The sequence below is a fragment of the Pseudomonas machongensis genome, assembly GCF_034961125.1.
In the GTDB taxonomy this organism is placed as follows: domain Bacteria; phylum Pseudomonadota; class Gammaproteobacteria; order Pseudomonadales; family Pseudomonadaceae; genus Aquipseudomonas; species Aquipseudomonas machongensis.
The window spans coordinates 1-18,381 of record NZ_JAYFUI010000096.1 but is presented as its reverse complement, the minus strand read 5'-3'; the positions used below and the strand labels follow the sequence as shown (position 1 = coordinate 18,381).

Here is an 18,381-nt window from a genome sequence, read left to right as displayed (position 1 = left end):
GGGGACGATTTCCATCAACTGCTGACCGCGCGCGATCACCCCGCCGTTGGTGAACACACTCAAGCCCACCACGGTACCGGCGACCGGCGCACGCACCTGGGTGTGGGCCAGGTCGAACTCGGCGCTGCGCAGGCGATTGCCCAGGTCCTCGGCGCTGGCCTGGGACTCGCTCAACTGCTGGCGCACCTCGTTCTGGAATTCCTGACGGCGCTGGCTGGCACGCAGTTTCAGCTCCTGGACCTGGCGCCGGGTGCGACCGATATTGCCAAGGTCTTCGGCAATCGAGCCGTTGACCTGCGCCAGCAGGCGCTCGCTGTCGAGCAGACGGTTGCGCGGAATGTAGCCGTCACGGGCCAGCTCGCGCAGGCCGCGCAGTTGCTCGTCCAGCGCCTCGCGCTGAGCCTGCTTGCTGCTCAGCGAGCCTTGCAGGCCACTGAGCGACGCCTCGGTCCCGGCGATACTTTCGCTCACACCCGCCAACTCCAGCTCCAGCGCCTGGGCGCGGCTGCTGCGCAGTTGTCGCTGGGTCTCCAGTACCGTCGCCACCCAGGGCGTGGCGGCCTCCTCGAGCAGGTCGGCGGCAAAGGTCACGCCGGGCGCTGAATCGCGCTCGGCCAGCAGACGTGCCTCCATGGCCCGCGCATTCACGTACTGTACCTGCAACGAACCGCGCTGGGCCTGGGCCTGTGTCGGGTCGAGGCTGAGCAGCACCTGGCCTGCCTGGACCTGATCGCCGTCGCGCACCGCAAGCTGCCCGATCACCCCTCCGGTGGGATGCTGAACCGCTTGCCGACTGCCAGCCACCACCACATTGCCGCTGACCGGCACGCCCTTGTCCAGCGGCGCCAGCGCGGCCCACAACAGGAAGCCGCCAAAGCCCGCCAGCACCAGCCAGCGCCCGGCCTTCGCCGGGCCTCGGGCATCGTCGCGCAGGTGATGAACCTTGTCAGACGCAGCGCCAGACGCGGGGGTAAACATCGGGTGCACACTCATGCTCAAGATCTCTGGCCGCCCTGGTTGAAGCTGTAGGTCACGCCGCTACGCGCCGCTGTTGGTGGTGGTGCGACACTGGCAGCTGCAGGACGGGCCGCAGCCTGAAGTACCCGTGCGGTCGGGCCGAACTGCTGGATCACGCCGCCGTGCAGCACCAGCAGCTTGTCCAGCCCCAGCAGCAGGCTCGACTTGTGGCTGATCATCACCAGCGTGCGCCCGCGCGCCTTGAGCTCGGCGAGTGCCGCCAGCAAGGCGCGCTCGCCGGCCTCGTCGAGGCTGGCGTTGGGTTCGTCGAGCACCACCAGCGCCGGCAAGCGATACAACGCCCGGGCCAGGCCGATCCTTTGCCGCTGCCCACCGGACAGCCCCGCGCCACCTTCGCCCAGCAGCGTGTCGTAGCCCTGCGGCAACTGCAGGATCAGCTCGTGCACGCCAGCCAACTGCGCAGCTGCGACCACCTCCGATGCGTCCACCGGGCCAAGCCGGGCGATGTTGTCGGCAATGCTGCCGGCAAACAGTTGCACGTCCTGCGGCAGGTAGCCGATGTGCTCGCCGAGCGCCTGGCGATCCCACTGGTCCAGCGCCGCACCGTCGAGGCAGACCTTGCCCGACTCAGGGTTCGCAGCCCCTACCAACAGGCGGGCCAGGGTCGATTTTCCAGACCCCGAGGCACCGATCAACCCCAGAGACTCACCGGCCGCCAGCTCGAAATCGATACCACTCAGGCAGACCCGCTGCCCGCCAGGCACCCGGGCATGCAACTGCTCGACCCGCAGCCGCCCCTGTGGCGCAGGCAGCGGCATCGCGCTGGTCAACGGTGGATAACGGCGTAACAGCAAGCCCAGGCGCTCTGCGCTCTGGCGTGCCGAACCCCACTGGCGCCACACGCCAATCAGCTGATCGATCGGCGCCAGCACCCGCGCCATCAGGATGGAACCGGCGATCATCATCCCCGGGCTGATCAGGTGCTCCAGCGCCAGCCAGGCCCCCAGTCCCAACACCAGCGACTGCAATGCCAGGCGCACGCTCTTGGATACCGCAGTGATTGCCGCGCTGCGCTCGCTGCCCAGGTTCTGCCGGGCCAGGAAGCCATGGTGCAGCAGGCTCCAGCGCTGGCGTACGGCACCGAGCATGCCCATGGCAGCGATCGCCTCGGCATTGCCCAAGTTGCCCGACGCCTGCTGCATCGCCTGCTGCGACAGCCGCCCGGCCTCGATGAACTCGCCATGGGTGAGGCGCTCGTTGAGCCAGGCAAGCCCGGCCAGCAGCAGCGTACCGACCACCGCCAGCAGGCCCAGCCACGGGCTGAACAGAAAGATCACCAGCAGGTACAGCGGAAACCACGGCGCATCGAAAAAGGCGAACAACGCCTGGCCGGTGGCGAACTGGCGCAACTGGGTCAGGTCGCCCAGCGCCTGCTGGGCGCTACCTTTGTGCCCGTCGAGGCTGGCCTGGTATGCGGCATCGAACACCCGAGGGTTGAGCTGCAGGTCCATGCGCGTGCCCAGGCGGATCACCACCAGGCTGCGCAGCCATTCCAGCACGCCCATGAAGGCGAACAGGCCCAGCACCATCAGGCTGAGCATCAGCAAGGTCATCTCATTGCCCGACGACAGCACGCGATCGTAGACCTGCAGCATGTACAGCGCCGGCGCAAGCATCAGCACGTTGGCCACGGCGGTGAACAGGGCGATATTGCCCAGCCCACCCCGGCAGGACTTGAGGGCCTGCCACAGTTCATCGGCGGCGGCGTTGCGCGGTGTACTCATCGCTGACCTCGAAAGGCGAGGCGGCGTCGCCATTGACCTGGCAGCCGCCACCTCGCAGAATTTCGCGGCACCCCGGCCTGGGCCCGACAAGACACGGGCCAGGGTGCATGCAACAGGGCCAATGACAGAGCGATCTGCCATTGGCCTTTTTCATGCCTGGCGTCAGGCAGCCAGGGCCAGGTCTTCAGGCAGCGCCTGGATACCCACGGCCTCGGCAGCCGCGACGTTCGCAGCACCACCACTCAGTGCCGCGGCGATGGCGTCGAAGGTGCTGTCGGTCGACACGCCGTAGCTGGCCAGCAGGTTGTCCAGCACGCCTTCCAGCGCCGAGGTGTTGCCCTGCATCAGGCCGTAGATCACGCCCTGTACTTCGTTGCCGGCACGACCGGCACCCAGCGCGGCATCCAGATCCAGGCCGTTGAAGCTGACCACGTAGTTGCTCAGGCTGAAGTCGCTGCCGCCGCCACCGCCGAGCACTTCGCCCAGGCTGACGTTGTCCAGCGAACCCCACAGGTAGTGGTTCAGGTTGTCGCCCGGCGCCTTCAGCGGATCGAAGACGTAGTGCAGGCCGTTGGAGGTGTCGGAGTCGGCGATGAAGGCGTAGTCCGAACCGTTGGCGCCGTGGGTGGCGTACTGGTCGCCATCACGGCTGCCGTTGCTGAAGCCGCCGGTGTTGCTGTAGCCGTGACCGGCAGTGACGAAACCTGCGCTCCAGAAGGCCAGGTAGTCGTCGACGGTGGCGCTGCCGAATGCTGGATCGTAGGTGACGGAAATAGTCATGACGGTTCCTCTGTGCTGCTTGGTTTGAACGAAGGCGTCTTGCCCTCGTGTTGCCCGGAGTGGGCGAACGCAGGTGTTTCAGAATCGGTATTCGAGCATGCCGCTCAGGGTCCGGCCGCGGGCCAGGGACAGGTTGTTGACGTCGCCCATGGCGACGAAATAGGCCTCGTCGGTGGCGTTCTCCAACGACAGCGCAAGGTTCAGGCTGGGGGTCATCCAGTAGCTGGCGTACAGGTCGTAGACCTTGTATTTGGGCCACATGGCCTGGTCGATCTGGCTGTAGCCGTGGGTGTCGAGGTTCTTGCCATTGCCCTCGCTGTAGCGCAGGCGCATGCCGACATCCAGGGTCTTGTCGAGAAAACGCATGCCCAGGGTCAGCGAGCCACGGTCGGCCGGCATATAGGAGGCGTTGCCCATGATGTCGCCGCAGCTGACGCGGTTGTTCTCGGTGGCATTGGCCTCGGCGCGCGAGACCCGCACCGGCAGCATGATGATGCGGCTGCCGACCTGCACCGGGCGCAGCACGGTACCGGCGCTGACCAGTTGCTGGGCGCCGCCGAGGTAGAACTGGTTGGAGCAGAAGTCGTTGCTGCCGATCATGTGGGTGTAGCTGAGCTGGCCGTAGTAATCGCCGGCGTCGTAGTCGAGGCTGTATTCCACGCCACGAAACTGTGTGGTTTCGAGGTTGTTCTGGTACACCGAGCGGCCCAGGGCGATGCCCGATACGCTGGAGCCCGGCAGGCTGGCGTTGGTGTCGAGAAACGAGAAGTTGTCGATACGGGTGTCGAAGTAGGCGATCTTGGCGGCGAAGCGGTCGCCACTGCGCAGCAGCGACTCCTTGAAGATGTTCAGCCCCAGCTCCCAGTTGTGCGATTCCTCGGCCTTGAGGAAGGGGTTGGGATAGACCATCTCGTTGCCCCCGCCATGCGGGCGGCCGCTCATGTACGCCTCGGTCACCGCCGGCGGACGCCAGCCACGGCCCCAGCGGGTATAGACCTGCAGCCAGTCCAGCCCCGGCTTCACGGCGATACCGACGGTCGGCGAGAAGCGGCCTTCCTCGCGATCTTCCTCGAACAACAGGTCGGTGCGCTGACGGCGCAGGTTGGTCTCGGTGACACCCTCGGGGTACATCCAGGTAGTGACGCCAGTCTTGCCGGTCAGGCGATAGCGGTCATAGCGCAGCCCGGCATCGACCACCAGCCAGTCGTCATGCTCGTAGCTGAGGTTGCCGAACAGGCTGGCCATGACCCGCTTGCCCTTGGGGTTCGCGCCCTGCACGTAAGGCAGCGACTCGGTTTCGTTGACCGCGGCGACGCGGTTGGTGCTGGGGCGGAAGGTGTCCTGGAAAGCCTCGCTGCCATAGTTGAACGTGAGGCTGTCGGCCTGGAACAGATGCCAGCGCGAGGTGTTCTGCAACTGCAGGCCCCAGGTGTCGGTCTGGTAGCGATCGGTGTAGTCCTCGACACGGTTGCCGCTGTTCTCGGACGAGGCGTTGTTGGCGTTCCAGCGATCCTGGCGGGTGGTGACGTAGTAGAGCTTGGCCTTGAAGTCGATCAGTTCGTTGGGGTTGAAGCTGTAGTCCAGGGCCGCGTTCCTGGCGTTGATGTCGTTGGTGCCAGTGACGCGGTAGTAGTAGTCGTGGCTGCCGGAGTCCTTTACCGTCCAGGCGTCCTTGCTGTCGGTGTCGGTCTCGAAGTAGCTGAACTGCAGACGCTGCTCATCGGGCAGGTTCAGGCCGAGCTTGAAGATCTGCGAGCGGGTCACGCTGTCCATGCCGCCGACCTCGCCGTTGAGCCAGCTCTTCCAGGCCTGACGGTCTTCGAGCTTGCCGCGCATCTGGGTGCCGAGGTTGCCGGCGTTCTGCGTACCACTGCGGTAGTCGCCGAAATGCCGTTCGCTGTGGCCGACCAGGATGTCGCCGACCTCGTTGCCCACGGCGAACAGCGCACTGCCGTTGAAGTAGGTGCCGTTGCCCAGCTCGCCGATACCGTGCCCGGCGCGCAGGCGGCCGCCGATTTCCTTGCCAGGGGCGAGCAGGTCGCGGGCGTCGAGGGTGGCGAAGCTGGCGATCCCGCCGATCACCCCGGCGCCGCCCATGCCGGCGGAGGTGCCCTTGTCGATCTCGACGTTCTGCACGAACTCGGGGTCGATGAACATCACGCCGTTGCGCTGCTGGTGGCCATTGACGCTGAAGTTCTGGCGCATGCCATCGATGTTCATGTTGACCCGGCCATAGTCCTGCACGCCGCGAATGTTCACCGAGAGCCCGGGGTCGCGCTGGTTGACCGCGGTGTACACCCCGGCTGTCTGCTCGAGCATGTCGGCGGCGTGGCGCGGCGGGCGCTGGTCGATCTGCTTGCGGGTGACGACGCTGACCGAGCGCGGGGTCATGTAGACCCAGTCGCCGTCACGGGTCGACTCGACATGCGTAGCCCCCAGCTCCAGCGCCTGGCCATCGGCCTCCACCCGCTCCAGCCCTACCTGGCCGGCGGCACTGAAGCGATAGCGTACCGGGGTGCCCTGCAGCAGTTGGCGCAGGCCGTCTTCAGCAGCATGCGCGCCGTGCAGACCGGCGCTGTTGAGCCCGGCCAGCTTGCGGCTGTCGAAGAACACCTGCACGCCCGACTGCTCGGCGTAGGCCAATACGGCACTGTCGAGGGCCTGGGCCGGGATGTCGAACTGGATCATCTGGCGGCTGGCGGCATTGGTCGCTGGCGCGGCGTGGGCTATGCCGATCCCCATCGGCAAGGCACAGGTGCCCAGGACCAGGCTGCTGGCCAGGGCGAGGCGACCGAAAGGTCGAAGGGTCTGTTGTCGTGGCGTGGTCACTGCGAAGGCTCGTCTGTTGTTGGCGTTTTCTAGTAATGAAAATCAATCTCAACAATCAGACGTGCGGGGATGGAAAAGTCAGTAAGGGGAAATGAAAAAAGATTTTGCGGGGGCGGAAGGGGTGCGCGCTCACTGGCATGGCTGGTGCCGTCCACCGTGGTGTTCTTTTCGCGGGCAAGCCCGCTCCTACAGAAATCAGTGGAGTACCTGTAGGAGCGGGCTTGCCCGCGAAAAGCCCACCACCGAGCAAAGATCAATAGATCAAGGTCAACCCAGGCAGCTCGAGCCGCTGCGCCTGCAGCTCATCGCTCAACACCCCGCCAACCGCCGCAAGTTGGTCAAGACGAAACACCCCGCTTACCTCGCGCTGCGCCAACTGCGAATCCACCACCATCAAGCGCCCCGGACGATAGCGGTTGAGCCGCGCCACCACCTCGGCCAGCGGCTGACGCTCGAACACCAGCACCCCACGCTCCCAGTCGGTGGCGCGCTGCAGATTCTGCTCCGGCCAGGGCCGCACACCAGTGGCCTGGTCATAACGCACGCTCTGCCCCTGCTCGACCACCTGATCGGCACGGCCACGCGCTGGCGGCGTCAGCAGATCGACGGCCACGCGATGCTCGAGCATCCCGACCCAACCGCCCTCGCCCGCCTGCCCCACCACGAAGCGCGTGCCCAGCGCACGGGTGGTCGCCCCGGCATACTCGACCACGAAAGGTCTGCGCTCCTGTGCCGACACCGGCGCGGCGCTGAATACCGCCTCCCCCGCCAGCAGGCGCACACGCCGCTCCCGGTCGTCGAAGGCCAGGGCGATGGCGCTGCGGCTGTCCAGGTCGACCAGGCTGCCATCGGGCAACGTCACGCGGCGTACTTCGCCGGCCACGGTGATGTAGTCGGCACGCCAGTCCAGCAGCAACTGCGGCGCCTGCGCGACGCCAAACGCCACCACCAGCAGCGCAGCTGCTGCGGTCATCGCCCGGCGCAGGCGCGAACGTCGAGGCACTGGCCGGGCCAGGGTGGAGGGCGATGCGCGGCGCACAGGCGGCGCGATCTGCGCCAAGGAGCCCAGGTCAGCCCAGGTCGTGCGGGCGAACTCATAGGCCTGGGCATGCCGCGGATCGGCGGCGCACCACTGCTCCAGCGCCCGCTGCTGCTCATCGCTCAAGGGGCCGGCACTGTCGCGCACCGCCCACTCGGCGGCCTGCTCGCGAATCGCTTGCTCGGGCTGGTTCTCGCTGCTCACACGGTTCTCTCGCGATCTGGTTATGTCTGGGCTGACGTCTGAAGGGGCAATTGTCAGTAAACCGCTCGTCATCCACCGTCCTGCAGGCACTGCATCACATAGGCCAGGGCCTTGGCCAGATGCTTCTGCACGGAGCTGTCGGAAATCCCCAGGTGGCGGGCGACCTCGGCGTGGGTCATGCCTTCCAGGCGGTTGAGACGAAACACCTGCTGGGTGCGCTCGGGAAGCGCTTCGAGCATCGCTTGCAGGCGACGCAGATGCTGCTCGCGCGCCGCCTGCTCCTCAAGCCCTGGGCGTTCTTCGACGATGCCTTCGAGAGCCTCGTGGGGCACCGGGTCGGTCTTGCGCCGCTGCTGCTGGCGCAGGTGGTCGATCATCAGGTTGTGCGCCGTGCGGTACAGGTAGCCCGGCGTGTTTTCGATGGTTTCCTGGCGCTGCTGTTCGGCTAGGCGCAGGAAACTTTCTTGCACCAGATCGGCAGCGAGCTGCGGATCGCGCACCTTGCGCGTCAGCAGCCCCTGCAGGGTTTTCGCATGCTTGATGAACAAGCGCTTGAGGTCGGACTCCGCCACACGCACTCCAGCTGGTGGTCGCAAGGTGGCGGAATGCTACTCGCTACTGAGAATCACTTGCAAGAAGTGCGATCACTCGAACAGTGCGTCCAGGGCCTGCTCCAGACGCGTCACCGCAATCACCTGCAAGCCTGCCGGCGGTTCCTTGGGGGCGTTGCCCTTGGGCACGATGGCGCGCTTGAAGCCATGCTTGGCCGCCTCCTTCAGGCGCTCCTGGCCGCAGGGCACCGGGCGCACCTCGCCAGAAAGACCGATCTCGCCGAACACCAGCAGGCCATGGGCCAACGGGCGGTTGCGCAGGCTCGACATTACCGCTGCCATCAGCGCCAGGTCAGAGGCGGTCTCGAGCACCTTGACCCCGCCGACCACGTTGAGGAACACGTCCTGGTCATGGGTGGGAATGCCGCCGTGGCGGTGCAACACCGCCAGCAACATCGCCAGGCGGTTCTGGTCCAGGCCCAGTGTGACCCGTCGCGGGTTGGCCAGATGGCTGTCATCGACCAGCGCCTGCACCTCGACCAGCATCGGCCGGGTGCCCTCCCAGGTGGCCATCACCACGCTGCCCGGCACCTCTTCCTGGGTGCGGTTGAGGAAGATCGCCGAAGGGTTGGACACCTCCTTCAGGCCACGGTCGGTCATGCCGAACACACCCAGCTCGTTGACCGCGCCGAAACGGTTCTTCACCGCTCGCAGCAGGCGCAGGCGTCCGTCCGATTCGCCCTCGAAATACAGCACGGTATCGACCATGTGCTCGAGCACCCGCGGGCCTGCCAGCGAGCCTTCCTTGGTCACGTGGCCAACCAGGAAGATCGCCGTGCCGCTCTGCTTGGCGTAACGCACCAGCAGCGCCGTGCTCTCGCGCACCTGGGCCACGCCACCGGGAGCCGATTGCAGCTGCTCGGTGAAGATGGTCTGGATCGAGTCGATCACCATCACCCGCGGCTTTTCCACCCGCGCCGTGGCGATGATGGTTTCGATGCAGGTTTCGGTCATCACCTTGAGCTGGTCCTGGGGCAGGCCCAGGCGCCGGGAACGCATGGCCACCTGCTGCTGCGACTCCTCGCCGGTGACGTACAGCGCAGGCATCTGCGTGGCGATGTTGCACAGGGTCTGCAGCAGGATGGTGGACTTGCCGATACCCGGGTCACCGCCAATCAGCACCACCGAACCATCGACCAGGCCGCCGCCGAGCACACGGTCGAGTTCGGTGCTGCTGGTGGTGAAGCGCGGGATCTCCTCGACACTCACCTCGGCCAGGGTCTTGATCTGCGCCTGCTGCCCGGTCCAGCCCGCACGCCCGGCAGGCGCTGCAGCGCCGCCGCTTTCGATCATGGTCTCGACCAGGGTGTTCCAGGCGCCGCATTCGCCACACTGGCCGGCCCATTTGGGAAAGGTCGCGCCGCACTCGGTGCAGCCATACAAGCGCTTGGCCTTGGCCATCGGGTCAGTCTCCTGGGCAAAGACTGCCATGATAGCCCAAGCCCGATGTGCCTCGGGCGCGGCTGCGTGCGACAAAACTATTCGTTCTAATGGCAGTCTGTAGCCCTGAATGCAGCGCATGAAGCGTTTTAGTGGCTTACACTGCGTTTACCTCACCATTTGTTACAAAGGAATAAAACATGGGCGTGCTCAGCGAGTTCAAGGCCTTCGCGGTCAAGGGAAATGTCGTCGACATGGCGGTTGGTATCATCATCGGCGCGGCCTTCGGCAAGATCGTCTCGTCGTTCGTGGGCGACGTGATCATGCCGCCACTGGGCCTGCTGATCGGCGGGGTGGACTTCAGTGACCTGGCGATCACGCTCAAGGCTGCGCAGGGTGATATCCCGGCAGTGGTGCTGGCTTACGGCAAGTTCATCCAGACCGTCATCGACTTCGTGATCGTGGCCTTCGCCATCTTCATGGGCGTGAAGGCGATCAACCGCCTCAAGCGCGAAGAGGCCGTGGCGCCCACCACCCCGCCGGTGCCGACGCCGCAGGAAACCCTGCTGACCGAGATCCGCGACCTGCTCAAGGCGCAGAACCGCCAGCCCTGACCAAAACGTTCCGGGGCCGCGATACGGCCCCGGATAGCGTTCCTACCAGTAGTTCTCCACCGCCACCTGTCCCGGCCGCTTGCTCAGGCTCAGTTGCAGGTCGCGCGCCTTCAGCACCTTGCGTGTCTCGTCGATCATTTCAGGGTTGCCGCACAGCATGATCCTCGAATGCTCCGGCGAAAACTCAAGCCCCGCAGCCCGCTCCAACTCGCCGTTCTCGATCAGCGTAGTGATCCGCGCATTCAGTGCGCCAGGGTGCACCTCACGCGTGACCACCGGAATGAACTGCAGCTTGCCGGCGAACTCGGCCAGGTAGTCGCGCTGCTCAAGCCCGGTGATCAGATCCACGTACGCCAACTCCTTGGCTTCGCGCACCGAATACACCAGCTTGATGTTGTCGAAGCGTTCCCAGGCCTCGAAGTCCTGGAGGATCGACACGAAAGGGGCGATACCGGTGCCTGTGGCCAGCAGCCACAGGTCGCGGCCACCGACGAAACGATCCAGGGTCAGGTAGCCGAAGGCCTGGCGGTCGATCAGCAGGGTGTCACCCTTTCCCAGCCGGCTCAGCTCACTGGTGAACTCACCGCCCGGCACCACGATGGAAAAGAAATCAAGAAACTCGTCATGGGGCGCGCTGACCATCGAGTAGGCCCGCCACACCACACTGCCGTCGGCCTTGGCCACCCCAAGGCGCGCGAACTGCCCGGCACGGAAACGGAACCCCGCATCACGGGTTACGCGCAGGCTGAAAAGGTTCGGCGTCAGAGGTTGGACATCGAGCAGGGTTTGTGAAGTGAATTTGTCGGCACTGGCGGTCATGACGGACTCCCGAGGTGAATGCGCCAAGTGTGGCGCAAAGTGACGCCCAGGAACACCGAGGAGCTGTAGGGTCTCGTACAAAATCGGTACAACTAAATCTATATCGATAGCACACGCTATAGCGAAAAATTTCCAGCGCTTTAGTCAGCTTTTCCTACACTCGGATGGGTGCCACCAAAATTTGGATCCACTTGGAGCAACAACATGTCGCATTGGAAGCCGGAAAATCTCCAGATATTGCTGGGCGAAAGGCACCCCGAACGTATGTTCGACCACGCCATCGCACTGGTTCAGGAGATGGACATGGAGTACGTGGGGCTTGCCCTGCACCTGCATGTTCCCGCGCAACGTGCCCATGTAATCCTGTACAACAATTTTCCAAAAGAATGGAATGCCCACTACCAGGCGGATCGCAACTTCATCGAGCAAGACCCCATCATAGCCCTCAGCCGCCGCTCCACGGTCCCGGTGCTCTGGGAAGACAAGCTCTACGACGAAGCCCCCGAATACCGCAGCCTCGCTTGCAGCCATGGCCTGCGTCATGGGTGGACGCAGTCGCTCTACGACCACATCAACCACGCCAGCCAGCTCAGCGTGGCCCGCCCCGAGCACAAGGTCTCGACGCTCGAATTCCTGACCAAGAGCGCACAATTGCTCTGGCTGCACAACGTACTGCATGAACTGATCTGCGAACATCACCGCAGACTGATGGACCCAGCCCCTGCCCTGACCGACCGTGAGCTGGAAGTCACCAAGTGGACCGCTGACGGCAAGACCGCGTCCGACATCGCCTGCATTCTCTCGTTGTCGCAGAGTACCGTGAACTTCCATATCCGCAGTGTGATCACCAAGCTCGGCGTGTCCAACAAGACCGCTGCCGCCGCAGTTGCCGCCGCCCGCGGCTTGATCTGGAAGTAACTGCCCGCTATCGGCAAAGCCCTGTAGAATCGAACGCTTTGACGCCTGCGATCATCCACCGCAGGCAAAGCCGCATCGAGCCCGTTCCCCCATGCCCCTGCTGACCAGCCCATTCGCCGAACTCGACCTGATCCGTCAACCGGAGCAGAACAACGACCCCCTGCAAGCCTTCGACGCTGCCGACGAGTACCTGCTGAGCCACTTGGCAGCCCAGGCACCGCAAACCACGTGTCGCGTGCTGATCCTCAACGACAGCTTCGGCGCCCTGGCGGCCAGCCTCGCCGGCCATGTGCAGGTGACCAGCAGCGGCGACTCCCACCTGGCCCACCTGGCCCTGGAAAAAAACCTCGCGCGCAATGGCAAACCCTACGACGCCGTGCCCTTCATACCCTCCAGCGAGCATTGGCAAGGGCCGTTCGACCGTGTGCTGATTCGCGTGCCCAAGACCCTCGCATTGCTCGAGGAACAACTGATCCGCCTGCAAGGCAAGCTGGCGCCCGGCGCCGAGGTGATCGCCGGGGCGATGATCAAGCATCTGCCCCGCGCCGCCGGCGACCTGATGGAGCAGTACATCGGCCCGGTCCAGGCGTCGCTTGCGCAGAAAAAGGCGCGCCTGTTGATCGCCACGGTCGGCGAGCGACCTGTCGCCACCTCGCCCTACCCCACCCGCTACCGCCTGGACAGCCCAGCGCTGGAGCTGGTCAACCATGCCAACGTGTTCTGCCGCGAAGGCCTGGACATCGGCACCCGCGCCTTCCTCCCGCACCTGCCGCGCAACCTCGGCAGCGCCCGCGTCGCCGACCTGGGATGCGGCAATGGCGTGCTGGCCATCGCCAGTGCACAGGTCAACCCGGATGCGCACTACACCCTGGTGGACGAGTCGTACATGGCCGTGCAATCGGCGCGGGAAAACTGGCGGGCGGCACTGGGTGATCGCGCGGCGGACATCCATGCTGATGATGGTCTGGCCGGGCAGCAGAAGCAGTCGCTGGATGTGGTGCTGTGCAACCCGCCATTCCACCAGCAGCAGGTGGTTGGCGACTTCCTCGCCTGGCGCATGTTCCAGCAGGCCCGGGAGGCGCTGGTGGTCGGCGGCGCGCTGTACATCGTCGGCAATCGCCACCTGGGCTATCACAGCAAGCTGTCGCGGTTGTTCCGCGGTGTGGAGCAGGTCGCGGCGACGCCGAAGTTCGTGGTGCTCAAGGCGCGCAAGTGATCGTAGGGCCAACTGTCTTGTAAAAAATCCAAAGGCCAGCCCAATGCCGGGAAGGCTTAGGGTTTGAAACCAGCCAGTCTTCTGTGGGAACCAGTCTTCTGTGGGAGCGGGCTTGTCCCGCGATCACCGGCGAAGCCGGTGCCATGCACCGCAGTGTCCTTTTCGCGGGCAAGCCCGCTCCCACAAAAAATTCAGGCGCCGGATAGGACGTTTCTGAATCTGCAGCCTGCCAGCTTCAAGCAAATCTTCCTGGGAACTATCCTACGCACTTTGCGGAAGCGTCTTGATTGTCGGGGAAATGTCTCAGGGATACCGTCGCTGGGTCGTCGAGTTGGCGACCGGGCGTGAGAAACCCGAACGATATTGACCCAGGCTTGCAGTCATGGCGGCCGTGTATGGGCAGACTTCGGTCTGGCCGGGTTCCAGTATCCTCGGTTTTCTCACCCCATACGCGGCTGCCACCCTCATCTGGTGAGAAGGATGAACGGCGGTTTCATCTATCGATACTGGATATTCGCCATGAAAAAGATCGTCCCCGACCCACCCCGCTTCATCCCCAGCCCCGCTGATGCGAGGGCTCGAGCATGAGTGATCACCCCAACGACTACACCACCGCCGGCGTCGCAAGCTTCCTGGACATGTTCCGCGTGCAACCCGGCCTGTCACCGGAGCGGGTGCTGGAGGAAGTCTCGGTATTAGTGGGCTGCATTCGCGACCTGAGCGACCAGGAACAGGCCGCCCCGGCCTCCATCACAGCACTGCATTACCTCAGCGCACTGGCCAAAGGCCTGCTGAACGATCTGGAAATCGCCCGCAACAGCGTTCATTAAACCGGACGTGACCTCTGTGAGAGCGGCGGTTCGACGTCCCGACTGGTCCCGCGAAAAGGGCACTGCGGTGTCTGGCACCGGCTGCGCCGGTGATCGCGGGACCAGCCCGCCCCCACAAGGGCTGGGCTGGCCTTTAGATTTTGAACCAGGAAGGTGCCCCTACCCGGCTCAGTGCGTACTCAACCCCGCCGCACTCATGAACATGCGCATGCCATAGGCCACGATCCCCAGCGCCGCGACACTCAGCGCCCAGATCAGCACCAGCCAACCCAGGCGCTGCCACAACGGTTTCTTCTCCTCGATATCCATCGCCCGGCACTCCCTAGTGGTAGCCATCGTCGTGGGTCACCTTGCCGCGGAACACGTAGTAGCTCCAGAAGGTGTACCCCAGGATGAACGGCAGGATGAACAGCGTCCCCACCAGCATGAAGCCCTGGCTCTGCGCTGGCGCAGCGGCATCCCAGATCGAGATCGACGGCGGAATGATGTTCGGCCACAGGCTGATACCCAACCCGCTGTAGCCCAGGAAGATCAGCACCAAGGTCAGCAGGAACGGCGTGTAGTTGGCGTTGCGCGCCACCGCCTTGAGCAACCCATAGAAGGTCACCAGCACCAACACCGGTACCGGCATGAACCAGATCAGGTTGGGCATGCTGAACCAGCGATCGGCGATCTGTGGATAAGCCAGCGGCGTCCACAGGCTGACGATGCCGATCACCACCAGCAGCACCAGCGCCAACGGGCGCGCCAGGTCGTGCATCTGCTTCTGCAGCGGCCCTTCGGTCTTCATGATCAGCCAGGTGCAACCCAGCAGCGTGTACGCCACGATCAGGCCCAGGCCGCTGTAGATGCTGAACGGCGTCAGCCAGTCAAACGCGCCACCAGCGTAGTGGCGGTCGACCACCTTGAAGCCCTCGATGAAGGCCCCCAGCGCCACGCCCTGGAAGAAAGTGGCCACCAGCGAACCCCAGATGAACGCCTTGTCCCACAGGTGACGCTTGTCGTCCTTGGCCTTGAAGCGGAACTCGAAGGCCACGCCACGGAAGATCAGGCCCACCAACATCAGGATCAGCGGCAGGTACAGCGCCTCGAGCACCACCGAATAGGCCATCGGGAAAGCCCCGAACAGCCCCGCCCCGCCCAGCACCAGCCAGGTCTCGTTGCCGTCCCATACCGGGGCGACGGTGTTCATCATCACATCACGGTCACGCTCGCCCTTGACGAAGGGGAAGAGCATGCCGATTCCCAGGTCGAAGCCATCCATGACCACGTACATCATCACCCCGAAGATGATGATCACGGCCCAGATCAGCGGAAGATCGATACCCATGGCTCAGTTCCCCTTGTTCAGGCTGGCAGTATCGTGGTCCGCGCCACCATCGTCGGCAGCCGACAACGGCCGCGCTGGCGTGCGTTTCTGCCCCGGACCGCCCGGCGGCTGTGCGTCGCCCTCTCCGGTGTGCGGCCCTTTGCGCACCAGGCGCATCATGTAGCCCAGACCGGTACCGAACAGCGCGAAGTAAACCACCACGAACATCACCAGGGTGAAGCCGAGCTGCCCGTAGCTGTGGTTCGACACCCCGTCCGCCGTGCGCATCAGCCCATACACCACCCACGGCTGACGACCGATCTCGGTGGTGAACCAGCCCGCAAGAATCGCGATCAACCCAGACGGCCCCATCCACAACGTGAGGTGGAGGAACGGCCGCGAGGTATAGAGCGTGCCGCGCTTGCGCAGCCACAGGCTCCACAGGCCGACGAAGATCATCAGGAAGCCCAGCCCGACCATGACCCGGAACGACCAGAACACGATGGTCGAATTCGGCCGGTCCTCAGGCGGAAACTCCTTCATCGCCGGCACTTGCTTGTCCAGGCTGTGGGTCAGGATCAGGCTGCCCAACGCCGGAATCTCCACCTTGAAGCGCGTGGTCTCGGCTTTCATATCGGGGATGCCGAACAGGATCAGCGGCGTCGGCTCGCCGGGCTTGTTCTCCCAGTGCCCCTCGATGGCGGCGATCTTCACCGGTTGGTGCTTGAGCGTGTTCAGGCCATGGAAGTCGCCGATCACCGCCTGGATCGGCGCGACGATCAGCGCCATCCACATGGCCATCGACAGCATCTTGCGCACCGCCGGATTATCCCGCCCGCGCAGCAGATGCCAGGCCGCCGAGGCACCGACGAAGAACGCCGTGGCCACGAACGCAGCGGTGGCCATGTGCATCAGGCGGTAGGGGAACGAGGGGTTGAAGATGACCATCAGCCAGTCGACCGGCACCACCCGACCATCGATGATCTCGTGGCCCTGGGGCGTCTGCATCCAACTGTTGGAGGCAAGGATCCAGAAGGTCGACACCAGCGTGCCGAGCGCCACCATCACCGTGGAGAAGAAGTGCAGCCCCCGCCCCACGCGGTTCCAGCCGAACAGCATGACCCCGAGGAAACCCGCTTCGAGGAAGAAGGCAGTGAGCACTTCGTAGGTCAGCAAAGGCCCAGTCACGGCACCGGCAAAATCGGAGAAACGACTCCAGTTGGTGCCGAACTGATAGGCCATGACCAACCCCGAGACTACCCCCATGCCGAAGTTGACGGCAAAGATCTTCGACCAGAAGTGGTAGAGGTCGCGGTAGACATTGTTGTGGGTCTTCAGCCAGAGGCCCTCGAGGACCGCCAGGTAGCTCGCCAGGCCAATGGTGATGGCCGGGAACAGGATGTGGAAGGATACGGTAAACGCAAACTGGATTCGGGCGAGCTCCAAGGCCTCTAAACCGAACATAGTGCTTCCTCTTCAGGTAATCCGCGCGTTCAGGCTCGTGACCCTCGCGCTCACTGCCCCCACGGTAATCGAGTGCGCTGTTGTCGAATTGTTCTGTTCGATCGCAGGGATTCTGGCCAGGCGGCCAACTCGTTTCATCTGGAACGATTGATCCAGATCAACGGCTGTTGGGAAGCATAGTCCCGAATGCCAGGGCAGGCTGTGTGGTTGTTTGCCGCGTGACCGGTTGCCTCACCCTCTTTACTCGCGACGGGGTTGGTGGATCGCCCGATCAACCCCGATGGAACCCTTGGCCAATGGCCACAGTCCACCTTTCAGGCCCACCTTCCAGAGGCCTTCACCAGGAGACACCCATGAAAGGTACAGCGCTTTCCGCCCTCTTCGCGGCCGCCACCCTGCTGGCCTCGCCTGTATTCGCTGCCGATGACCTCTGCGCGATCAACCTGCAGAAGATCAACGACAGCATGGCCACCGCCGGCGCCACGTCCGAAGGCCTGGACAAGGCACTCACCGAGCATGTCGACAAAGCCAAGGCCGCCCAGGCCAGCGGCGACACCAAGGAGTGCATCGCCATCACCAGCAAGGTGCTGGAGCGTCTTGAGAAAACCGAGAAAGGCAGCGGCTCGGCCGGCGGCAGCGGCGCCTGAGCCGCTCTGTTGCAACGGGTGGCGGCACCAGCAGTCGACGCCGCCCGCGCAAAGGCGTATACTCGGCGGCACGTGTCGAGAGATACGTCAGCTAGAGCTGAGTGTGGGGCCGATCAGGATTCGACGCCGGTAGCGAAACTCTAGGTGCATGCCGAGTTGGTAACAGAACTCGTAAATCCACTGTTGCAACTTTCTATAGTTGCCAATGACGAAAACTACGAGGGCTACGCTCTCGCTGCGTAAGCAGCTGAGCCCGCTCTCCTGGTAGCTTCGGCTCCAGCAATCACTAGGGGATGCCTGTAAACCCGAAGTGATTGTCATACAGAACAGGATCGTCGTGTAGCACGTTGGGGGCAAAGCGACTAAAACTTACCCAACTCGTCCAAAGCACCCTGCCCGTCGGGCGGCTGCGGATTAACTCAATAGACACGGCTAAGCATGTAGTACCGACAGCGGAGTACTGGCGGACGGGGGTTCAAATCCCCCCGGCTCCACCAAATCCGAAACAGAAGAAGACGCCCTTGCAGACTGTGTGAAAACCTAGCAATCTGCCCCGCCCTTTAAGAGAATGCTCCGTATCGAAAGATACGGAGCATTCTTCGTTATGGCCTACATACAAGGAGAGTCCCGCAGCCAGACCAGCTTGTTCCCGGTCTCGCTGGAGGAATTGATCCCGGAAGATCACCTCGTACGGGTCATCGACCTGTATGTCGCCAAGCTTGATCTGGGTCAGCTCGGCTTTGAGAAAACTCAGCCCAAGGCCACCGGGCGCCCCGCGTACGACCCCGCCGATCAGCTAAAGCTCTACCTTTATGGTTATTTCCAGCGCATTCGCTCGTCCCGGCGCCTGGAAGCCGAATGCCAGCGCAACATCGAAGTGATGTGGCTGATCAACCGGCTCAAACCCGACTTCAAAACCATCGCCGACTTCCGCAAGAACAACAAAGCTGCGTTCGTCG

At 64.0% G+C, this 18,381-nt stretch carries 17 protein-coding genes and 1 other RNA gene; 7 read left to right on the top strand and 11 right to left on the bottom strand.

Going from position 1 to position 18,381, the window contains the following annotated elements:
- The 7 genes from VA602_RS10310 to radA form a co-directional block, all read right to left on the bottom strand.
- A partial coding sequence (locus VA602_RS10310; RefSeq protein ID WP_323453167.1) for an HlyD family type I secretion periplasmic adaptor subunit occupies positions 1–993 on the bottom strand: 993 nt, incomplete at its 3' end.
- Positions 994–995: 2 nt separating this feature from the next.
- Complete coding sequence (locus tag VA602_RS10305) at positions 996–2,762, bottom strand: type I secretion system permease/ATPase (RefSeq protein WP_323453166.1); 1,767 nt, start codon at positions 2,760–2,762, stop codon at positions 996–998.
- 162 nt (positions 2,763–2,924) lie between these two features.
- On the bottom strand, positions 2,925–3,542 hold the full coding sequence (locus tag VA602_RS10300; RefSeq protein WP_054894045.1) for a heme acquisition protein HasA: 618 nt from the start codon (positions 3,540–3,542) through the stop codon (positions 2,925–2,927).
- Between the two features lie 78 nt (positions 3,543–3,620).
- Complete coding sequence (locus VA602_RS10295) at positions 3,621–6,284, bottom strand: TonB-dependent receptor (protein WP_323453168.1); 2,664 nt, start codon at positions 6,282–6,284, stop codon at positions 3,621–3,623.
- A 340-nt stretch (positions 6,285–6,624) separates the two neighbouring features.
- A complete protein-coding gene (locus tag VA602_RS10290) occupies positions 6,625–7,614 on the bottom strand; it encodes a FecR family protein (protein WP_323453165.1) in 990 nt (329 codons plus the stop codon).
- Positions 7,615–7,682: 68 nt separating this feature from the next.
- Positions 7,683–8,186: an RNA polymerase sigma factor gene (locus tag VA602_RS10285; protein ID WP_323453164.1), complete on the bottom strand. Its 504-nt coding sequence runs from the start codon at positions 8,184–8,186 to the stop codon at positions 7,683–7,685.
- A gap of 72 nt (positions 8,187–8,258) precedes the next feature.
- Positions 8,259–9,626 carry a DNA repair protein RadA gene (gene radA / locus VA602_RS10280; protein WP_323453163.1) on the bottom strand — a complete coding sequence of 456 codons (1,368 nt, stop codon included), beginning with the start codon at positions 9,624–9,626 and terminating at the stop codon, positions 8,259–8,261.
- A 179-nt stretch (positions 9,627–9,805) separates the two neighbouring features.
- Between radA and mscL the strand changes: the two genes are divergently transcribed.
- On the top strand, positions 9,806–10,219 hold the full coding sequence (gene mscL / locus VA602_RS10275; RefSeq protein WP_112899179.1) for a large-conductance mechanosensitive channel protein MscL: 414 nt from the start codon (positions 9,806–9,808) through the stop codon (positions 10,217–10,219).
- A gap of 42 nt (positions 10,220–10,261) precedes the next feature.
- Here mscL and VA602_RS10270 read toward each other — a convergent pair whose 3' ends face one another.
- Complete coding sequence (locus VA602_RS10270; RefSeq protein ID WP_323453162.1) at positions 10,262–11,038, bottom strand: ferredoxin--NADP reductase; 777 nt, start codon at positions 11,036–11,038, stop codon at positions 10,262–10,264.
- Between the two features lie 204 nt (positions 11,039–11,242).
- Here VA602_RS10270 and VA602_RS10265 point away from each other — a divergent pair, with 204 nt between their 5' ends.
- From VA602_RS10265 to VA602_RS10255, 3 genes are all read left to right on the top strand, one after another.
- Positions 11,243–11,956: an autoinducer binding domain-containing protein gene (locus tag VA602_RS10265; RefSeq protein ID WP_151924379.1), complete on the top strand. Its 714-nt coding sequence runs from the start codon at positions 11,243–11,245 to the stop codon at positions 11,954–11,956.
- A gap of 91 nt (positions 11,957–12,047) precedes the next feature.
- Positions 12,048–13,172, top strand: a complete 1,125-nt coding sequence (locus tag VA602_RS10260; RefSeq protein ID WP_323453161.1) for a methyltransferase — start codon at positions 12,048–12,050, stop codon at positions 13,170–13,172.
- A 584-nt stretch (positions 13,173–13,756) separates the two neighbouring features.
- Positions 13,757–14,002: a hypothetical protein gene (locus VA602_RS10255; RefSeq protein ID WP_323453160.1), complete on the top strand. Its 246-nt coding sequence runs from the start codon at positions 13,757–13,759 to the stop codon at positions 14,000–14,002.
- Positions 14,003–14,170: 168 nt separating this feature from the next.
- Here VA602_RS10255 and VA602_RS10250 read toward each other — a convergent pair whose 3' ends face one another.
- Genes VA602_RS10250 through VA602_RS10240 form a run of 3 tightly spaced genes read right to left on the bottom strand, consistent with a single transcriptional unit; the run spans position 14,171 to position 16,775 of the window.
- Positions 14,171–14,311, bottom strand: coding sequence for a DUF2474 domain-containing protein (locus tag VA602_RS10250; RefSeq protein ID WP_063546145.1), 141 nt, complete (start codon positions 14,309–14,311; stop codon positions 14,171–14,173).
- A gap of 13 nt (positions 14,312–14,324) precedes the next feature.
- Positions 14,325–15,332 (bottom strand): cytochrome d ubiquinol oxidase subunit II, encoded by a 1,008-nt coding sequence (gene cydB, locus VA602_RS10245; protein WP_054894034.1) that lies wholly within the window; start codon positions 15,330–15,332, stop codon positions 14,325–14,327.
- A 3-nt stretch (positions 15,333–15,335) separates the two neighbouring features.
- Complete coding sequence (locus VA602_RS10240; protein ID WP_323453159.1) at positions 15,336–16,775, bottom strand: cytochrome ubiquinol oxidase subunit I; 1,440 nt, start codon at positions 16,773–16,775, stop codon at positions 15,336–15,338.
- Positions 16,776–17,128: 353 nt separating this feature from the next.
- On the opposite strand from VA602_RS10240, the gene VA602_RS10235 reads away from it, so the two are divergent.
- From VA602_RS10235 to VA602_RS10225, 3 genes are all read left to right on the top strand, one after another.
- A complete protein-coding gene (locus VA602_RS10235) occupies positions 17,129–17,422 on the top strand; it encodes a hypothetical protein (RefSeq protein ID WP_063546147.1) in 294 nt (97 codons plus the stop codon).
- A 105-nt stretch (positions 17,423–17,527) separates the two neighbouring features.
- Positions 17,528–17,919: a transfer-messenger RNA gene (ssrA, locus tag VA602_RS10230) on the top strand.
- 107 nt (positions 17,920–18,026) lie between these two features.
- On the top strand, positions 18,027–18,381 hold a 355-nt coding region (locus tag VA602_RS10225), incomplete at its 3' end, for a transposase (protein ID WP_323453158.1).

Coding starts and splice junctions, on each gene's coding strand:
- VA602_RS10305 (WP_323453166.1), bottom strand. CDS start 2,762: ATGAGTACACCGCGCAACGCCGCCGCCGATGAACTGTGGCAGGCCCTC.
- VA602_RS10300 (WP_054894045.1), bottom strand. CDS start 3,542: ATGACTATTTCCGTCACCTACGATCCAGCATTCGGCAGCGCCACCGTC.
- VA602_RS10295 (WP_323453168.1), bottom strand. CDS start 6,284: ATGGGGATCGGCATAGCCCACGCCGCGCCAGCGACCAATGCCGCCAGC.
- radA (WP_323453163.1), bottom strand. CDS start 9,626: ATGGCCAAGGCCAAGCGCTTGTATGGCTGCACCGAGTGCGGCGCGACC.
- mscL (WP_112899179.1), top strand. CDS start 9,806: ATGGGCGTGCTCAGCGAGTTCAAGGCCTTCGCGGTCAAGGGAAATGTC.
- VA602_RS10270 (WP_323453162.1), bottom strand. CDS start 11,038: ATGACCGCCAGTGCCGACAAATTCACTTCACAAACCCTGCTCGATGTC.
- VA602_RS10265 (WP_151924379.1), top strand. CDS start 11,243: ATGTCGCATTGGAAGCCGGAAAATCTCCAGATATTGCTGGGCGAAAGG.
- VA602_RS10260 (WP_323453161.1), top strand. CDS start 12,048: ATGCCCCTGCTGACCAGCCCATTCGCCGAACTCGACCTGATCCGTCAA.
- VA602_RS10255 (WP_323453160.1), top strand. CDS start 13,757: ATGAGTGATCACCCCAACGACTACACCACCGCCGGCGTCGCAAGCTTC.
- VA602_RS10250 (WP_063546145.1), bottom strand. CDS start 14,311: ATGGATATCGAGGAGAAGAAACCGTTGTGGCAGCGCCTGGGTTGGCTG.
- cydB (WP_054894034.1), bottom strand. CDS start 15,332: ATGGGTATCGATCTTCCGCTGATCTGGGCCGTGATCATCATCTTCGGG.
- VA602_RS10240 (WP_323453159.1), bottom strand. CDS start 16,775: ATGTTCGGTTTAGAGGCCTTGGAGCTCGCCCGAATCCAGTTTGCGTTT.
- VA602_RS10235 (WP_063546147.1), top strand. CDS start 17,129: ATGAAAGGTACAGCGCTTTCCGCCCTCTTCGCGGCCGCCACCCTGCTG.